At 66.8% G+C, this 13502-nt stretch carries 11 protein-coding genes; all 11 read right to left on the bottom strand.

The genetic code is table 11. The features are described 5' to 3' along the window. Positions 1-10: 10 nt before the first annotated feature. Complete coding sequence (locus AOM04_RS09715; RefSeq protein ID WP_062464587.1) at positions 11-1885, bottom strand: polymer-forming cytoskeletal protein; 1875 nt, start codon at positions 1883-1885, stop codon at positions 11-13. 6 nt (positions 1886-1891) lie between these two features. Continuing rightward, entirely contained in the window at positions 1892-2512 is a 621-nt protein-coding gene (locus AOM04_RS09710) for a pilus assembly FimT family protein (RefSeq protein ID WP_062464586.1), read from the bottom strand. Further along, positions 2512-2964 (bottom strand): type IV pilus modification PilV family protein, encoded by a 453-nt coding sequence (locus AOM04_RS09705; protein ID WP_169816435.1) that lies wholly within the window; start codon positions 2962-2964, stop codon positions 2512-2514. Before AOM04_RS09705 ends, AOM04_RS09710 begins: the two co-directional genes overlap by 1 nt. A gap of 102 nt (positions 2965-3066) precedes the next feature. Continuing rightward, positions 3067-3510 (bottom strand): prepilin-type N-terminal cleavage/methylation domain-containing protein, encoded by a 444-nt coding sequence (locus AOM04_RS09700; RefSeq protein ID WP_062464584.1) that lies wholly within the window; start codon positions 3508-3510, stop codon positions 3067-3069. A 98-nt stretch (positions 3511-3608) separates the two neighbouring features. Continuing rightward, entirely contained in the window at positions 3609-4853 is a 1245-nt protein-coding gene (locus tag AOM04_RS09695) for a type II secretion system F family protein (RefSeq protein WP_062464583.1), read from the bottom strand. 14 nt (positions 4854-4867) lie between these two features. After that, a complete protein-coding gene (locus AOM04_RS09690; RefSeq protein WP_228373680.1) occupies positions 4868-6268 on the bottom strand; it encodes a type IV pilus twitching motility protein PilT in 1401 nt (466 codons plus the stop codon). A 333-nt stretch (positions 6269-6601) separates the two neighbouring features. Beyond that, positions 6602-8260 (bottom strand): GspE/PulE family protein, encoded by a 1659-nt coding sequence (locus tag AOM04_RS09685; RefSeq protein ID WP_062464581.1) that lies wholly within the window; start codon positions 8258-8260, stop codon positions 6602-6604. A 75-nt stretch (positions 8261-8335) separates the two neighbouring features. Continuing rightward, on the bottom strand, positions 8336-9181 hold the full coding sequence (locus tag AOM04_RS09680; RefSeq protein ID WP_228373679.1) for a shikimate dehydrogenase: 846 nt from the start codon (positions 9179-9181) through the stop codon (positions 8336-8338). A 4-nt stretch (positions 9182-9185) separates the two neighbouring features. Next, positions 9186-10319: an endolytic transglycosylase MltG gene (gene mltG / locus AOM04_RS09675; protein ID WP_062464580.1), complete on the bottom strand. Its 1134-nt coding sequence runs from the start codon at positions 10317-10319 to the stop codon at positions 9186-9188. Continuing rightward, positions 10312-10728 (bottom strand): Holliday junction resolvase RuvX, encoded by a 417-nt coding sequence (ruvX, locus tag AOM04_RS09670; protein WP_439645069.1) that lies wholly within the window; start codon positions 10726-10728, stop codon positions 10312-10314. The genes mltG and ruvX overlap by 8 nt, the downstream gene beginning before the upstream one ends. Before the next feature lie 43 nt (positions 10729-10771). Then, positions 10772-13444: an alanine--tRNA ligase gene (alaS, locus tag AOM04_RS09665; RefSeq protein ID WP_062464578.1), complete on the bottom strand. Its 2673-nt coding sequence runs from the start codon at positions 13442-13444 to the stop codon at positions 10772-10774. Between the last annotated feature and the right edge of the window lie 58 nt (positions 13445-13502).

Below are 13502 nucleotides of genomic sequence, written 5' to 3'. Positions count from 1 at the left end.
CGAGCGGATCTCAGTCGCGCAGGTCGAATCGGGAGGTCAAACGCACGGCCGCAGGATCGGTCGGGAGCGGGTCTCCACCGAGCGACGGGATCGCGACCTTCGTCATCTGGATCTTCGTCGCAGCGCCGGCCTTGAACGCGCCCGCGTAGATCTGGCCAGTCATAGGGTCCGTATTACCGGTCAGGTTGTTGCCGTTCTTGAACTCGACGGTGCACGGCGTGTAGGAGAACCACACGAGCTTGGTGACCTTCATCTGGTCCCAATACAGGTTCTTCGAGTCGGTCGGCGTCGTCGTGCACACCGGGTAGTACTGCCCCGAGACCGCTGCCGGCTTCCAATCCACGCCGAGCGAGTCGGACGGCACAAGCCAGAAGAGCGTCCACGGATCAGTAGCGTTGGTACCCGTGTAGGTCACATTGTTCGTCTGATAGAAACCCGTAGTTGATACGAGCGCAAGATCGTTTGAAAGAGTAATCGTCTTATTTCCAGTGCCATCGATATTGACCGGCTTCCCCGAGGCGCAGGTGAACACGATCATCCGCGGACCCGTGATGCCATTCGGGTTGTCCCGGATGAAGTTCATCGGATCGCTGCTGTCGCACGACGTGGACGGGTCAAGCGTCCAGCCGGGCCATGCCTTGATGTCGGCGAGCGCCATGCCGTCCTTCGGGAGACTTTCACGCTTCGGGGCAACAATGAGGTAGGGATAACCGACACCAGCCTGGAACTGCGTGGTGGAAGGATTGATCGCGGTTCCCGTGGGGAAATCTGAGGCCGTGTTTCCGGTGAGGCTGGTGGGCTTCGGAGTAGAGAAGTAGCTGGTTGCCGGCACCGCGCCCTTGGCCACGACCTTGCCAGCAACCAAGTTCGGCGTCCCGCTTGCGACGACGTCTCCGCCGGTCGAGATCACATCGCCGCCGACCGTCGACTTCGCAAGCGTGATGTTGCCACCGGCGTAGATGCTGCCTCCCACGGTTGCATCGTTCTGGAGCAGAACCTGCCCGACACGGGAGAACGCAATCCCCAGAATGCCGCCCGAGTTACCCGTGCGGCCCTGCGAGACAATCGTGCCGTTCGCCAGCACGTCGCCCGTCACAATCGTGTTGGACGAGTCCAAGCTCACGGCGGGCGTCGACGTGCTGACGAGCGGGCTTGCCGAGTAGACATCGCCCTGCACAGTTGCCTGGGTCGCGAGCGTGACACGACCCGCCGCCCACAACGTGCCCTTCAGCAAAGACTTGTTGTCGACCGTCACGTCGCCGGTCGCCGAGTAGATCTGGCCGTCGACGTTCACCTGAGTGCGGATCGTGATCTGACCGTTGGAGTACACGTTCGCGTCGAGAACGCCGGGCGCGCTCTCGACGACCTGCGTGTTGTTGATCAGGTCGAGCGAGGCGTCGGAGAAGATCGCCTTGTCAAGCGTTGCCGACGGCGGGGTGGTGGCGAAAGTAGCCACCACCGTGCGCTTGAGCGGACCGTCAAGCGTCTTGTTGCCGGAAACTGCGGTGGAAGTCACACGGAGGACCGTCACGATGTCGGTCGCGCTGGGGCAGTTCGTCTTCGTGCCATCGTCGAGGGTGTAAAGCGTCTTCACCGTAACCGTGTCATTGTTGACCAGGTAGTTGTAGGCAGGCGAGCACACCGTCGACAGCTGTGCGAACGTCTTACCGTCGAGTTGGCCGAACACGAAGTCGATGCCCGCATCGGCGGAGGCGAGAACCGCCATCTCTGCCTTGGTCCGGGCCGTCGTCTTCAGCGTGAAGATGGTCGTCAGCGCCAACGTCGTGAGCAGAATGACGCTGACCGATACGATTCCGAGCACCATAACGAGCGCCACGCCGGCGTCGTCGTGGCGGCTCTGCAGTCGCGTGCGTGCCATGGTCATGCCTTCCTAGAAGCAGATCTTCGTGAGATCGGGCTGAGGCCGGAGCGCGATGGTCTTCGCGAACTCGACGGGCTTGCGGTTTTTGAAAGTCTCGAAGCGGAGCGACACGGTCACCGAGCCGGGCGATGTCACGACCACATTGGCCGGCGAGAACACTGGAAGACCGGTCGATCCAGAGATGATCGGGGCCGTATCGTCGCCGTAGATGGTCCAGTTCGCGGTGAGAGACCGAAGAGCCGTAAGCGACGCGGCATCGCGCGCAGCCATCGTGTTGGTGGACGCCAGGCTGCTGCTGCGGCGCACCTCCTGCTTCGCGGTGTCGAAGAAGTAGGCAACGCAGACACCGTTGTCGTCCGCCGCCGTAGACGCCTGTCGCGTCGAGAGAAGAAGAAGCTGGCCGTCCCAGAGCACGCGCGCGGTCTTCGCGTTGCGCAAGTCGTACTCGGCGGCCTTGTAGAGAATCTGAGCGGTGTTGTTGGCCTGCGCCGTCGCGCGCACGTAACGCTCATTCTCGATGATCTGTAGGAAGATCATCGATGCCATCGTCATGAGGATCCCGAGTACCACCATGTATGCGATCAGCTCTGCGAGAGTAAAGCCATCATCGTCGTCGCGAAGGCGGTTCATCACGGGGCCTCGTACTTCATGAATAGGTCGGTGGTCGTCTGCGCGAGGGGATTGTTTAGGCCAGCCACTGTCGTGGTCGCGGTGACGGTCACGCGAAGAATTTGAGCGGGATCGCCATCATCGCCTGCCGCCGCAACCTTGCACGAATCGCCGTTCGGCTGCGCTACCGCGCCCTTAATGGTGATCGGCACCTTGCGGCCGTCGTACACGACCGTGGTCTTAGTAACCACGCCCTGCATTACGGTGCACGAGCCCGAGGCGGCGTTGGATCGCGCGTCCTCAATACGAGCCTGCACCGCCTCTGCGGCGGTCGCCCTTGTGGCTGCGGCCGAAGTCTTCGTAAGGGCAAGAATGAGCGCACTGATCATGGCGGTCATCACGATCAGGAGGATAACCATGGCGACCATAACCTCGGTGAGGCTGAAGCCCCGATCGTTGTCGCGCTTGCTCAAAACGCACCCCCTTCGTACCAACAATTGGCCGAGCAGACGGGGCCCCGTGACGAACACGGGACCCCGTCCACGTCAGCTGGTCGCGAACTCGAAATCCGAGAGCTACGCCGACGGAGTCGTGGTGACCTTGCCAGTCTCGTCCATCGAGAACGTGGTGCCGGTGGGCGACTTGACGGACAGCGTTACCGTCGCGTTGGGAATGCTCACGGTGTTGGTGGTGCCGAGGACATTGCCAGGCGAAAGGTTCACCGTGGTGTCCGCAACGGCCGGCGTCGCGGTGACCTTGATCGTCACGACCTGGCCGGAACCGGTAACGGTCACGGCCGTCGCCTGCGGGTTTTCCGTCATCGCAGAGACCACGGCGGTGCGAAGCGTGTTGAGGTCTGCCTCGGCCGCCGAGTCCTTCGCCTTGTTCTGCTGGTTGAGGTAAAGGGGGATGGCAATCGCGGCAAGGATGCCGATGATGATGATGACGACAAGAAGCTCGACGAGGGTGAAGCCCTTGTCGTCCTTCTTGGCCATGGCCTGCTGAATGCGAGCGATCATTTCGCTCCTGCCTTTCACTGTCTTCTCTATTGGTTGAAATGAGTGAGGCCCTCAGACCCCGCTCACCTGCCGTTCGGCTAGCCGAACGGAAGACTCTGTCACGAGCCGATCAGGTCGAAGACCTTGAAGATCGGCATATAAAGTGCGATGACCATGCCACCGATGATCGTGCCGAGGAAGGCGATCATCAGGGGCTCGATGAGGCTCGTGAGCTGCTCAGTCGTCGACTCGACCTCCTGGTCGTAGAAGTCGGCGATCTTGTCCAGCATCGTGTCCAGTGCGCCCGTGTCCTCACCCACGGCGATCATCTGGACGACCATCGGCGGGAATACGGTGTGCTTTGCGAGCGGGCCCGCGAGAGACTCACCACGGCGCACTGAGTCCTGCACGTCCTTAGTCGCGCGCTCGATCACGATATTGCCCGACGCCTGTCCGACGATGTCGAGCGCCTGGAGAATCGGAACACCAGATCGCACCATCGCGCCAAAGTTGCGTGTGAAACGCGACACCGCAATCTTCTGGATCAACCCACCAAATACCGGAAGCTTGAGGTAGACCGGTTCGACCCTATTGCGCACCTCAAGCCGGTTCTTGTTCTTCTTCCACCACACTGCGCCAACGAAGATTGCGATCGCGAAGGGCACGGCGCCAACCTTGAGGATTGCGGAAAGTGACACCAAGATCTGCGTCGGCAGCGGCAACTCGCCACCGAGATTCTTGAACATGTCTGCGAACACGGGAACGATGAAGAGGAGCATCGCCGTCACGGCGAGCACCGCGATGAAGAAAACCACAACCGGATACGTCATTGCGGACTTGATCTTTCCGCGGAGCGCCACCTCGGTCTCGAAGTTCTCGGCGATCGAGACGAGCACTTGGTCGAGGAATCCGCCGATCTCGCCGGCCTTCACCATGTTGATCATGAGAGGAGGGAACACCTGCGGGTGTCGCGCAAGCGCCACCGAGAACGCCTTACCTGTCTCGACATCGGTGCGGACCTCCGACAACACTTTTTGCAACGCCTTGTTCTCGGTCTGCTCCGTGAGGATCGTCATCGCGCGAATCAACGAGAGACCTGCGCCGATCATCGTCGCGAGCTGACGCGACATGATGGCGATGTCCTTGAGACCGATCTTCTCCCCGAGGCCGGGGATCGTGAGCTCCATATTGAGGCCGGTGCCACCGGCCTCCTCGACCTGAAGCACCGTGAACCCACGCTCGCGAAGGCGAGCCGCGACCGCCTGCGAGTTCGGCGCCTCCATCGTGTCCTTGCGCACCTTGCCCGAACCGTCCCGCGCCTCGTACGCGAACTTCTTGACCGCGGTTGCGGCGGCAGCTGCCATGATGCCCTCCCCCGCTACCGGCCGTGCCGACCGCAGAGGCGGTTGAACTCTTCGAAGGACTGCGCCATCTCGACGGCGTTCTCGTAGGTGACCTTGCCGGACTTGACCAGCTCAGCCAGGTGGTAGTCCATGGTCTGCATACCCTGCGACGCGCCGCCCTGCATCGACGTGAAGATCTGGTGGGTCTTGCCCTCACGGATGAGGTTGCGGATACCCGGGGTCGCGACCATGACCTCGACCGCGACCGCCCGGCCGGGTCCGTCCGCACGCTTCAGCAGGGTCTGGCACATCACGCCCTGGATCGCTGCGGCGAGCTGCGAGCGGACCTGACCCTGCTGCTCGGGCGGGAACACGTCGATGATGCGGTCCATCGTCTGCGGCGCGGACTGCGTGTGCAGCGTCGCGAACACGAGGTGTCCGGTTTCCGCGGCGGTGAGCGCGACGGAGATCGTCTCGATGTCACGCATCTCACCGATAAGGATGATGTCCGGGTCCTGACGTAGCACGTGCTTGAGCGCCTTGGCGAAGGACCGCGTGTCCGCGCCCACCTCGCGCTGGTTCACGATCGAGCGCTTGTGACGGTGGAGGAACTCGATCGGGTCCTCGACGGTCATGATGTGCGCGCTGCGCGAGCGGTTCGCGAGGTCGACGAGCGACGCAAGCGTCGTCGACTTGCCCGATCCGGTCGGCCCAGTCACCAACACCAGACCACGCGGCAGCTGGGCGAACTTGCCCACGACCTCGGGGATGCCGAGCGCCTCGAGCGGCTTGATCTCGTAAGGAATGACACGGAACGCCGCACCAAGCGAGTCGCGCTGGCGGTACAGGTTGACGCGGAAGCGCGCCTCGCCGACCACCGAGTACGAGAAGTCGAGCTCGAGCTCCTCCTCGAACTGCTCGCGCTGGGCCTGGGTCAGGATGCCGAACAGCGAGCGGTGAAGGCTCTCCGGGTTGAGCTGCGCGAACCCCTCGAGCGGGGTGAGGCCACCATCGAGGCGAACCATCGGCGGCACGCCAGTGGTCAGGTGAAGGTCGGAAGCGCCGGTCTTCAACATCGCGCGCAGCGCATTGTTGATGTCGAGGTCGCCATCCTGGCGCTCGTTGTTCGCGCCGATGCGGTTGCGCCCCGGCGTCACCTGTGCGGCTGGCTTCGCCTGCGGCGGTTCGGGCTTCTTCGGTGCCTCGGGCTCCTTCTCGGGCGCCGGCATGAACGAGGCGCCGGCACCTAGGTGCTCCTGCGCAGCGGCCGCAAAGGCCGCGGCGGCGTCGAGCGTCTGCGTCGTGGTCGGTGCACCGGACGCCACCGGCGCTCCGACGGGAGCCGGCGCGGAGACAGGCGCGGGGGCCGGGCCAGGAGCACCCGAAGCCTGCGCCGCCAGCGGCCGACGCTCGTCGAGGAACGATGCGCGGCGCACGGCCGAGCTGTGAGGCTCGCTGTGCAGCGACGGACCAGTCGGGAGGATGGGCGCCGCGGGAGGACCCTGAGGCGAGAGGGACGGCACCGTCTGAGCGGCCGCGGGAACGCCTGCGGCCGGCGTCGAAGGAACCCCGGCACCAGGCGTGGAAGGAGCCACGGAACCAGCACCCTCAGCGCCGGCGACCGGAGCCGCGGGCGGCGGCGTCGGCCGCCAGGGCTCTGCGCCCGGAGTGAACTCGTTCACTTGTCCTCCCTCAACTGGAACCGCAATCTAGCGGGTCCTTCGCATAGAAATATCGGTAGATACGTGGCGTGTCTGTAGAGATGTGGCTTATTTCACAACTCGGAGAAGCTCTTCAAGGGACGTGGTTCCCTCGAGCACCTTCGCCCACCCATCCTGGATGAGCGTCTCCATGCCCGCGTCCACGGCCGCGTGGCCGATCTCCGCCGAGGAAGCTCGCGCCACCGTCAGCCGCTCGATCTCCTCGTTGATCGGCATGATCTCGTGCAGCGCCACGCGCCCGCGGTAGCCCGTGTTGGAGCACCGCTGGCAGCCCTCGGGCCGCATGATGGTCGGCACGGCGCCGCTCCCCCACTTGATCGCCGGCGGCAGATCGGAGGCGTTCACGGTCTGCTCCACGCAGCAGTGGTCGCACAGCCGGCGCGCGAGTCGCTGGGCGACCACGCAGTCGATCGCGGACCCCACGAGGAACGGCTCGATGTCCATCTCGATGAGTCGCGTCATCGCGGACGGCGCGTCGTTGGTGTGCAGCGTCGACAGCACCAGGTGACCGGTGAGCGCCGCCTCGATCGCGATCTGCGCGGTCTCGCCGTCACGGACCTCGCCGACGAGCACCACGTCCGGGTCGGCACGCAGGATGGACCGCAGCGCGGCCGCGAACGTCAGTCCCGCCTTCGGGTTGACCTGCACCTGGTTGATGCCGGGGATGCGGTACTCGACAGGGTCCTCGACCGTGATGACGTTGACCTCGGGCCGCGAGATCTGGTTGAGCGTCGCGTACAGCGTGGTCGACTTGCCCGAACCCGTCGGGCCGGTGACCAGGATCATGCCGTAGGGCTTGGTGTACGCCTCGGAGTAGATCGCCTGGTTCCGCTCGCGGATGCCCAGGTCCTCGAGCGCGAGCCTCGCCGTCGAGTTGTCGAGGATACGCATGACGACCTTCTCGCCCCACACCGTCGGCAGCGTCGCGACACGGAGGTCGATCTTGCGGCCCTGGTGGTTGACGGACAGGCGGCCGTCCTGCGGCTTGCGTCGCTCCGCGATGTCGATGTCCGACATGATCTTCAGGCGCGAGATCACGCCGCCCTGGATCGCCTTGGGGCCGCGCTGCATCTCGTGGAGCACGCCGTCGATGCGGTACCGCACCCGGAAGTCGTGCTCGGCCGGCTCGATGTGGATGTCGGACGCGCGGTCCTGCACGGCCTGCGTGATGAGCAGGTTGACGAACCGCACGATGGGCGCGTCGTCGTCCGCCGCCGAGGACAGGTCCTCGTCCGCCACGTCCACATCGGTCTCGATGTGCTCCTGCAGGTCCTCCATCTCCGCGTCGGAGCGGCAGTACCTGTCGATCGCGTTGGCGACGTCGTCGTGCGCCGCGACCACCGGGATGACCCGCATGCGCGTGATGGTGGAGATGTCGTCGACCGCGACCACGTTGCCCGGGTTGGACATCGCGACCTTGATCAGGCCGTCCCCGACCTCGACCGGCAGCACCATGTGGCGCCGGCAGACGGCGCCCGGCACCAGCGCGACGGCCGCGCGGTCGACGGGATAGTCGGCGAGCTCGATGAAATCCATGCCCACCTGCGCGGCGAGCGCGCGCACCAGCTGCCCCTCGGAGATGTACCCCATCTCGACGAGCGTGCGGCCGAGCGACTGGCCCCGCTCCTGCTGCGCGTCGATCGCCTCGACGAGCTGCTCCTCGCTGAGCGCGCCGCCCTCCAGCAGGATGGTTCCCAGCTGCTTCACCGGCGCCCCCTCATGACCCTCGATGGAAATTCGTGCCGAAAGTACCATCGGCAGAACATCGAGGAACTGAAGCGGCTACCTCCGGAGTGTCGTGTCGAGCGCGGCGCCCATCGCGTCGAGCGGCGCGTCATGACCGGTCATGAGGCGCACCTGCTCCCCCGCCTGGTGCAGCAGCATGCGCTCGCCGCCGATCCGCGTCCCGCCCCGCGCGGCCCACGCGGCCCCGAGCGGCGTCACCAGCGGGTCGTAGATCGCGTCGAGCAGCGCCGCGCCCTCACGCACGGTGACCAGGGACGATGCGAGGGTCGCCCCGGCGTCCGCCGGCACGGTGGACACGGCGACGTCGAGCGACGGAGCGAGCGTCGCGACGTCCGCGAGGTCGATGAACCGCGGCGTCACCCCCATCTTGGTGGCGGCGCGCAGCAGCCCGCCCGCACGCCCGCGCGACCGCACGGCCACGTAGGGAGCGGTCACGCCGAGCGCGCCGAGCGCCGCCATCGCGGAGGTCGCCGTCGCTCCCCCACCGATGATCAGCCCCGAGCCGGCCGAGGACACCCCGGCCTCACGGAACGCCGCCTGGATGCCCCAGACGTCCGTGTTGGCGCCCACGAGCTGGCGGCCGCCGCCCACGGACTGCACCAGCACCGTGTTGATCGCGCCGACCAGCTTGGCCATGGACTCGGTGAAGTCCATGAGCGGCAGCGCCTCGACCTTGAGCGGCATGGTCAACGACAACCCGGCCCACGCATCGTCCATCCCCGCCAGGAAGGAGGCGAGAGAACCGGACGGAACGTCGTACGCGTCATACGACCACTCGAGACCAAGAGAGGCGTACGCCGCCCGGTGCAGCACCGGCGACAGCGAGTGCCCGATGGGGTGGCCGAGCACGCCCGCCCGGCGCATGCCGGTCACGCCGCTCACGGGATCAGTTGCCGGACGAGTCGGAGTGCGCTGCGTACCACTCCTGCAGCTTCGCCACGTTCGCCTGGTGCGTCGGGTAGTCCTTGGCGTACAGCGTCTCGCCCGTGTCGAGGTTGACGGTCACGAAGAACAGGAAGTCGGTCTGGGCCGGCTTGACGGCCGCCTTGATCGACGCCTCGCCGGGACCCGCGATGGGGCCGGGCGGGAGGCCCTTGTACAGGTACGTGTTATACGGGGAGTCGATGTTGCGCTCCTCGTCCGTGGTCCACACGCCGTCCGACGGCGAGAGGTACTTCACGGTCGAGTCGAGCCCCAGCTTCATGTCCGCGTCGAGGCGGTTGTAGATGACCGACGCGATCTTGGGACGGTCCTCGTCCAGCTTCGCCTCGCGCTCCACGAGCGACGCCACGGTGAGGATCCGCTCGCGGTCCTCGGGGGCGACGCCGTAGTCGTCGAGCACCTTGACGGTCTGCGCGATCATCTTGGTCATCACCTCCTGCGGGGTGACGCCGGGGTTGAACTCGTAGGTCGACGGGAACAGCCAGCCCTCGAGGTTGCCGTTCGCCTCGGCGGGCAGGCCGAGCGCCTCGGTGTCCTTCGCGGCCGCCTTCACGTCGTCCTTGCTGCTACCGGTGAGGTTGGCGATCTTCTCGTAGTAGTAGTCGAGCGTCTTGCCCTCGGGGATGGTGATGGAGCGCACGTCCCGGTTGGCCGGGTCGAGCAGCGCGTCGACCGCGTACTCCGCCTTCATCTCCTTGTGCATGAAGTAGTAGCCCGCGGTGATCGACGTCGAGTCGGGGTTGTCGTTCGCGGCGGCGATGAACGCCTGCTTGGACGCGATGACGCCCGCGTCGTACAGCGTCGCGGCGATGTCCGCACCGGACGCGCCGGGCTCGATGATGACCTGGACGTTGCCCTGGCCCGGGCCGTCGTAGTCCGCCGCCGTGGAGGACCCGCTGGTCTCGATCCCCTTGATGAAGTTCAGCGCGATCGAGCCGCCGATCGCGAGCAGCACGACGGCCACCGCGGTGACGAGCAGCGTCATGCGCCGGCGCGCGGCGCGTCGCTTCTGCCGCTGGAGGCGGCGCAGGTCAAGAGACGTGGTGCTGGTCGCCTCGGCCTCGAAAAGGTCAGTCATCATTCCCCTTGCGCGGAACCTCGATGGTCACTGCCCCGAGGTTACCGTTCCTGTCAACGTCCAAGGCGTTCTCCAGGATCACGACGGCGGCCGCCTGGTCGATCACCTGTCGCTGCTTCTTGGCACTACGTCCCGCGCTCCGCATCGCCTGGGATGCGGTGGCGGTCGAGAAGCGCTCGTCGATCAAACGAACGTCCGCGGAGGTCAGTTCCGCGAGCCGGGCCGCGAAGGCGCGCGCGTCCTCCGCGCTGCTGCCCTCGCTCCCCGACAGCTTGCGCGGCAGCCCGACGAACACGCGGATGCATGCGCGCTCCTCGGCGAGGGCCGCGACGGCCTCGACGTCCCCGTCGCCGCGTTGCACGGTGTCGACGGGGAATGCCATGAGGCCGTCGGGGTCGGACGCCGCCACGCCGATGCGGACGGTGCCGACGTCGACCCCGAGGCGTGCGCCCCTATCCACGCGCCGCCACGGTCGAGGTGACGGCCGCGAGGGCGTCCGCGATCTTGGAGGCGTCCTGGCCGCCGCCCTGCGCGAGGTCCGGCTTGCCGCCGCCACCGCCGCCCAGGATGGACGATGCGACCTTCACCAGGTCTCCGGCCTTCAGCCCCGCGTCGCGCGCCCCGGCATTCGTGCCGATCACGATCTGCGGGCGGCCGCCGATCTCCGCCGCGACGGCGACCACCGCGGGGGTGGACTCGCCCAGGCGGGCGCGCACGTCGGTGACGAGCGTGCGGAGGTCGTCCGCCTCGGCCGCATCGTGCGACTGGACGGCGACCACGCGCACGCCGGCGACGTCGGCCGCGGCGTCCACGAGGGAGCCGGCGGCGTGCTGCATCGCCTGCTGGCGGTAGCCCTTGAGCTGCTTCTCCGCGTCGGCGAGGCGCTCGAGCACGTTCTCGATGCGGCCGCGGAGCTCGCCCGGCTGCACCTTGAGCGTGGTGGTGAGCTCGGACACGAGCGCCCGCTCGGCCGCGAGCTTCTGGAACGCCTCGATGCCCACGAAGGCCTCGATGCGGCGCGAGCCGGAGCCCACGGAGGACTCGGTCGACACGGCGACCATGCCCACCTGGCTCGAGTGCTCGACGTGCGTGCCGCCGCAGAGCTCGCGCGACCAGGGGCCGCCGATCTCGATGACGCGCACCGTCTCGTCGTAGGTCTCGCCGAACAGCGCGACCGCGCCCCAGGCCTTCGCCTCGGGCAGGGTCATGTGCTGCGCGCTCACGCCCAGGTCGGCGCGGATGGCACGGTTGGTGACCTCCTCGATCTCCGAGCGGGTCTCGTGCGACAGCGCCGAGGGCCACGAGAAGTCGAGGCGCAGGTAGCCGGGCTTGTTGTACGAGCCGGACTGGAGCGCGTCGGGGCCGAGCACCTCGCGCAGCGCGGCGTGCAGCAGGTGCGTGCCGGAGTGCGCCTGGCGGGCGCCGAGGCGCCACTCGGGGTCGACCTCGGCGGAGACCTGGTCGCCCTGCGCGACCTGGCCCTCGACCACCTGGCAGGTGTGGACGATCAGGCCCTTGACGGGGCGCTGCACGTCGATGACGCGCAGGGTGCCGTGAGCGGAGCGGATCTCGCCGGAGTCCGCCTCCTGGCCACCCGACTCCGCGTAGAACGGGGTCTGCGGGAGGACGACCTCGACGGTCTCTCCCTCGGACGCGACCGGGACGGTCACGCCGTCCTTGAGGATCGCGGTGATCTCGGTGGCGGTGGTGAGCTCCTGGTAGGCGCGGAACTCGGTGAGCCCGCGCTCCTCCTTGATGCCGTTGTAGACGCCGACGTCCGCGTGGCCGCCCTTCTTGGCCTTCGCATCGGCCCGGGCGCGCTCCTTCTGCTCCTTCATGAGGTCGCGGAAGCGCGCCTCGTCCACCTGGATGCCCTGCTCGGCCGCCATCTCGAGGGTGATGTCGATCGGGAAGCCGTACGTGTCGTGCAGCTCGAACGCGTCGGAGCCCGACAGCGCCGTGGAACCGGCGTCCTTGGCCTTGGACACGGCGACGTCGAAGATCGTGGTGCCGGACGCGAGGGTGCGACGGAACGCGTCCTCCTCGGCATAGGCGACGGCCTCGATGCGCGCACGGTTGGCCTCGAGCTCGGGGTACGACGCCTTCATCGCGTCGAGCGAGACCGGCAGCAGCTCCGGCATGGAGCGGTCGTCGACGCCCATGAGCTTCATCGCGCGCACCGAGCGGCGGATGAGGCGGCGCAGCACGTAGCCGCGGCCCTCGTTGCCGGGGGTGACGCCGTCGTTGATGAGCATGAGCGACGAGCGCACGTGGTCCGCGAGGTAGCGCATCCGCACGTCGTCGGTCGCATCCGCGCCGTAGGTGCGGCCCGAGAGCTCCTGCGCCTTCGCGATGACCGGGAACACCTCGTCGATCTCGTACATGTTGGACACGCCCTGCTTGAGGTACGCGAGGCGCTCGAGACCGGCGCCGGTGTCGATGGCCTTCTGGTCGAGCTCACGGATGAGCGGGTAGTCCTTGCCGGCGCCCTCGCCGCGCAGGAACTGGTCGAACACCAGGTTCCACACCTCGAGGTAGCGGTCGCCGCCCGGGTCCACGGTGCCGCCCACGGCCTCGGGGCCGAACTCGGGGCCGCGGTCGAAGTGCCACTCGGCGCACGGGCCGGCGGGACCCGGCTGGCCCGTGTCCCAGAAGTTCTCCTCGCGCGTCAGCTTGACGATGCGCGCGGGGTCGACGCCGACGTTGGTGAGGTGGCTGAAGGCCTCGTCGTCCTCGTTCCAGATGGTCACCCAGAACCGGTCGAGGTCGAAGCCCATCTTGCCCTCGCTCTCGGGTCCCGTGAGGAACTCCGCGGCGAGGTTGATGGCGCCTTCCTTGAAGTAGTCGCCGAACGAGAAGTTGCCCAGCATCTGGAAGAACGTGCCGTGGCGGGTGGTCTTGCCGACCTCCTCGATGTCCTTGGTGCGGATGCACTTCTGGACGGAGGCGATGCGCGGGTGCGGCGAGGTGTCGGTCCCGATGATGTACGGGATGAACGGCACCATGCCGGCGACCGTGAACAGCAGCGACGGATCGGGCGACACGAGCGAGGCGCTCGGCGCGATGTGGTGGTCGTTCTTCGCGAAGTAGTCGACCCACCGCGTGGCGATCTCAGAGGTCTGCATGCTTGGTTCTTGGTCCTTCTCGTGTCCGGGGGCCGGCGCTGGACGCGCCCGGCCCGCA

The sequence above is a fragment of the Demequina soli genome (assembly GCF_000971195.1).
Lineage (GTDB): Bacteria > Actinomycetota > Actinomycetes > Actinomycetales > Demequinaceae > Demequina > Demequina soli.
The sequence above is the reverse complement of the archived record's forward strand: the minus strand, read 5'-3'. Positions and strand labels throughout refer to the sequence as shown.

Bases quoted from the DNA above. Each gene is read 5' to 3' on its own strand.
- AOM04_RS09715 (WP_062464587.1), bottom strand. From the start codon at position 1,885: ATGACCATGGCACGCACGCGACTGCAGAGCCGCCACGACGACGCCGGC.
- AOM04_RS09710 (WP_062464586.1), bottom strand. From the start codon at position 2,512: ATGAACCGCCTTCGCGACGACGATGATGGCTTTACTCTCGCAGAGCTG.
- AOM04_RS09700 (WP_062464584.1), bottom strand. From the start codon at position 3,510: ATGATCGCTCGCATTCAGCAGGCCATGGCCAAGAAGGACGACAAGGGC.
- AOM04_RS09695 (WP_062464583.1), bottom strand. From the start codon at position 4,853: ATGGCAGCTGCCGCCGCAACCGCGGTCAAGAAGTTCGCGTACGAGGCG.
- mltG (WP_062464580.1), bottom strand. From the start codon at position 10,319: ATGACTGACCTTTTCGAGGCCGAGGCGACCAGCACCACGTCTCTTGAC.
- alaS (WP_062464578.1), bottom strand. From the start codon at position 13,444: ATGCAGACCTCTGAGATCGCCACGCGGTGGGTCGACTACTTCGCGAAG.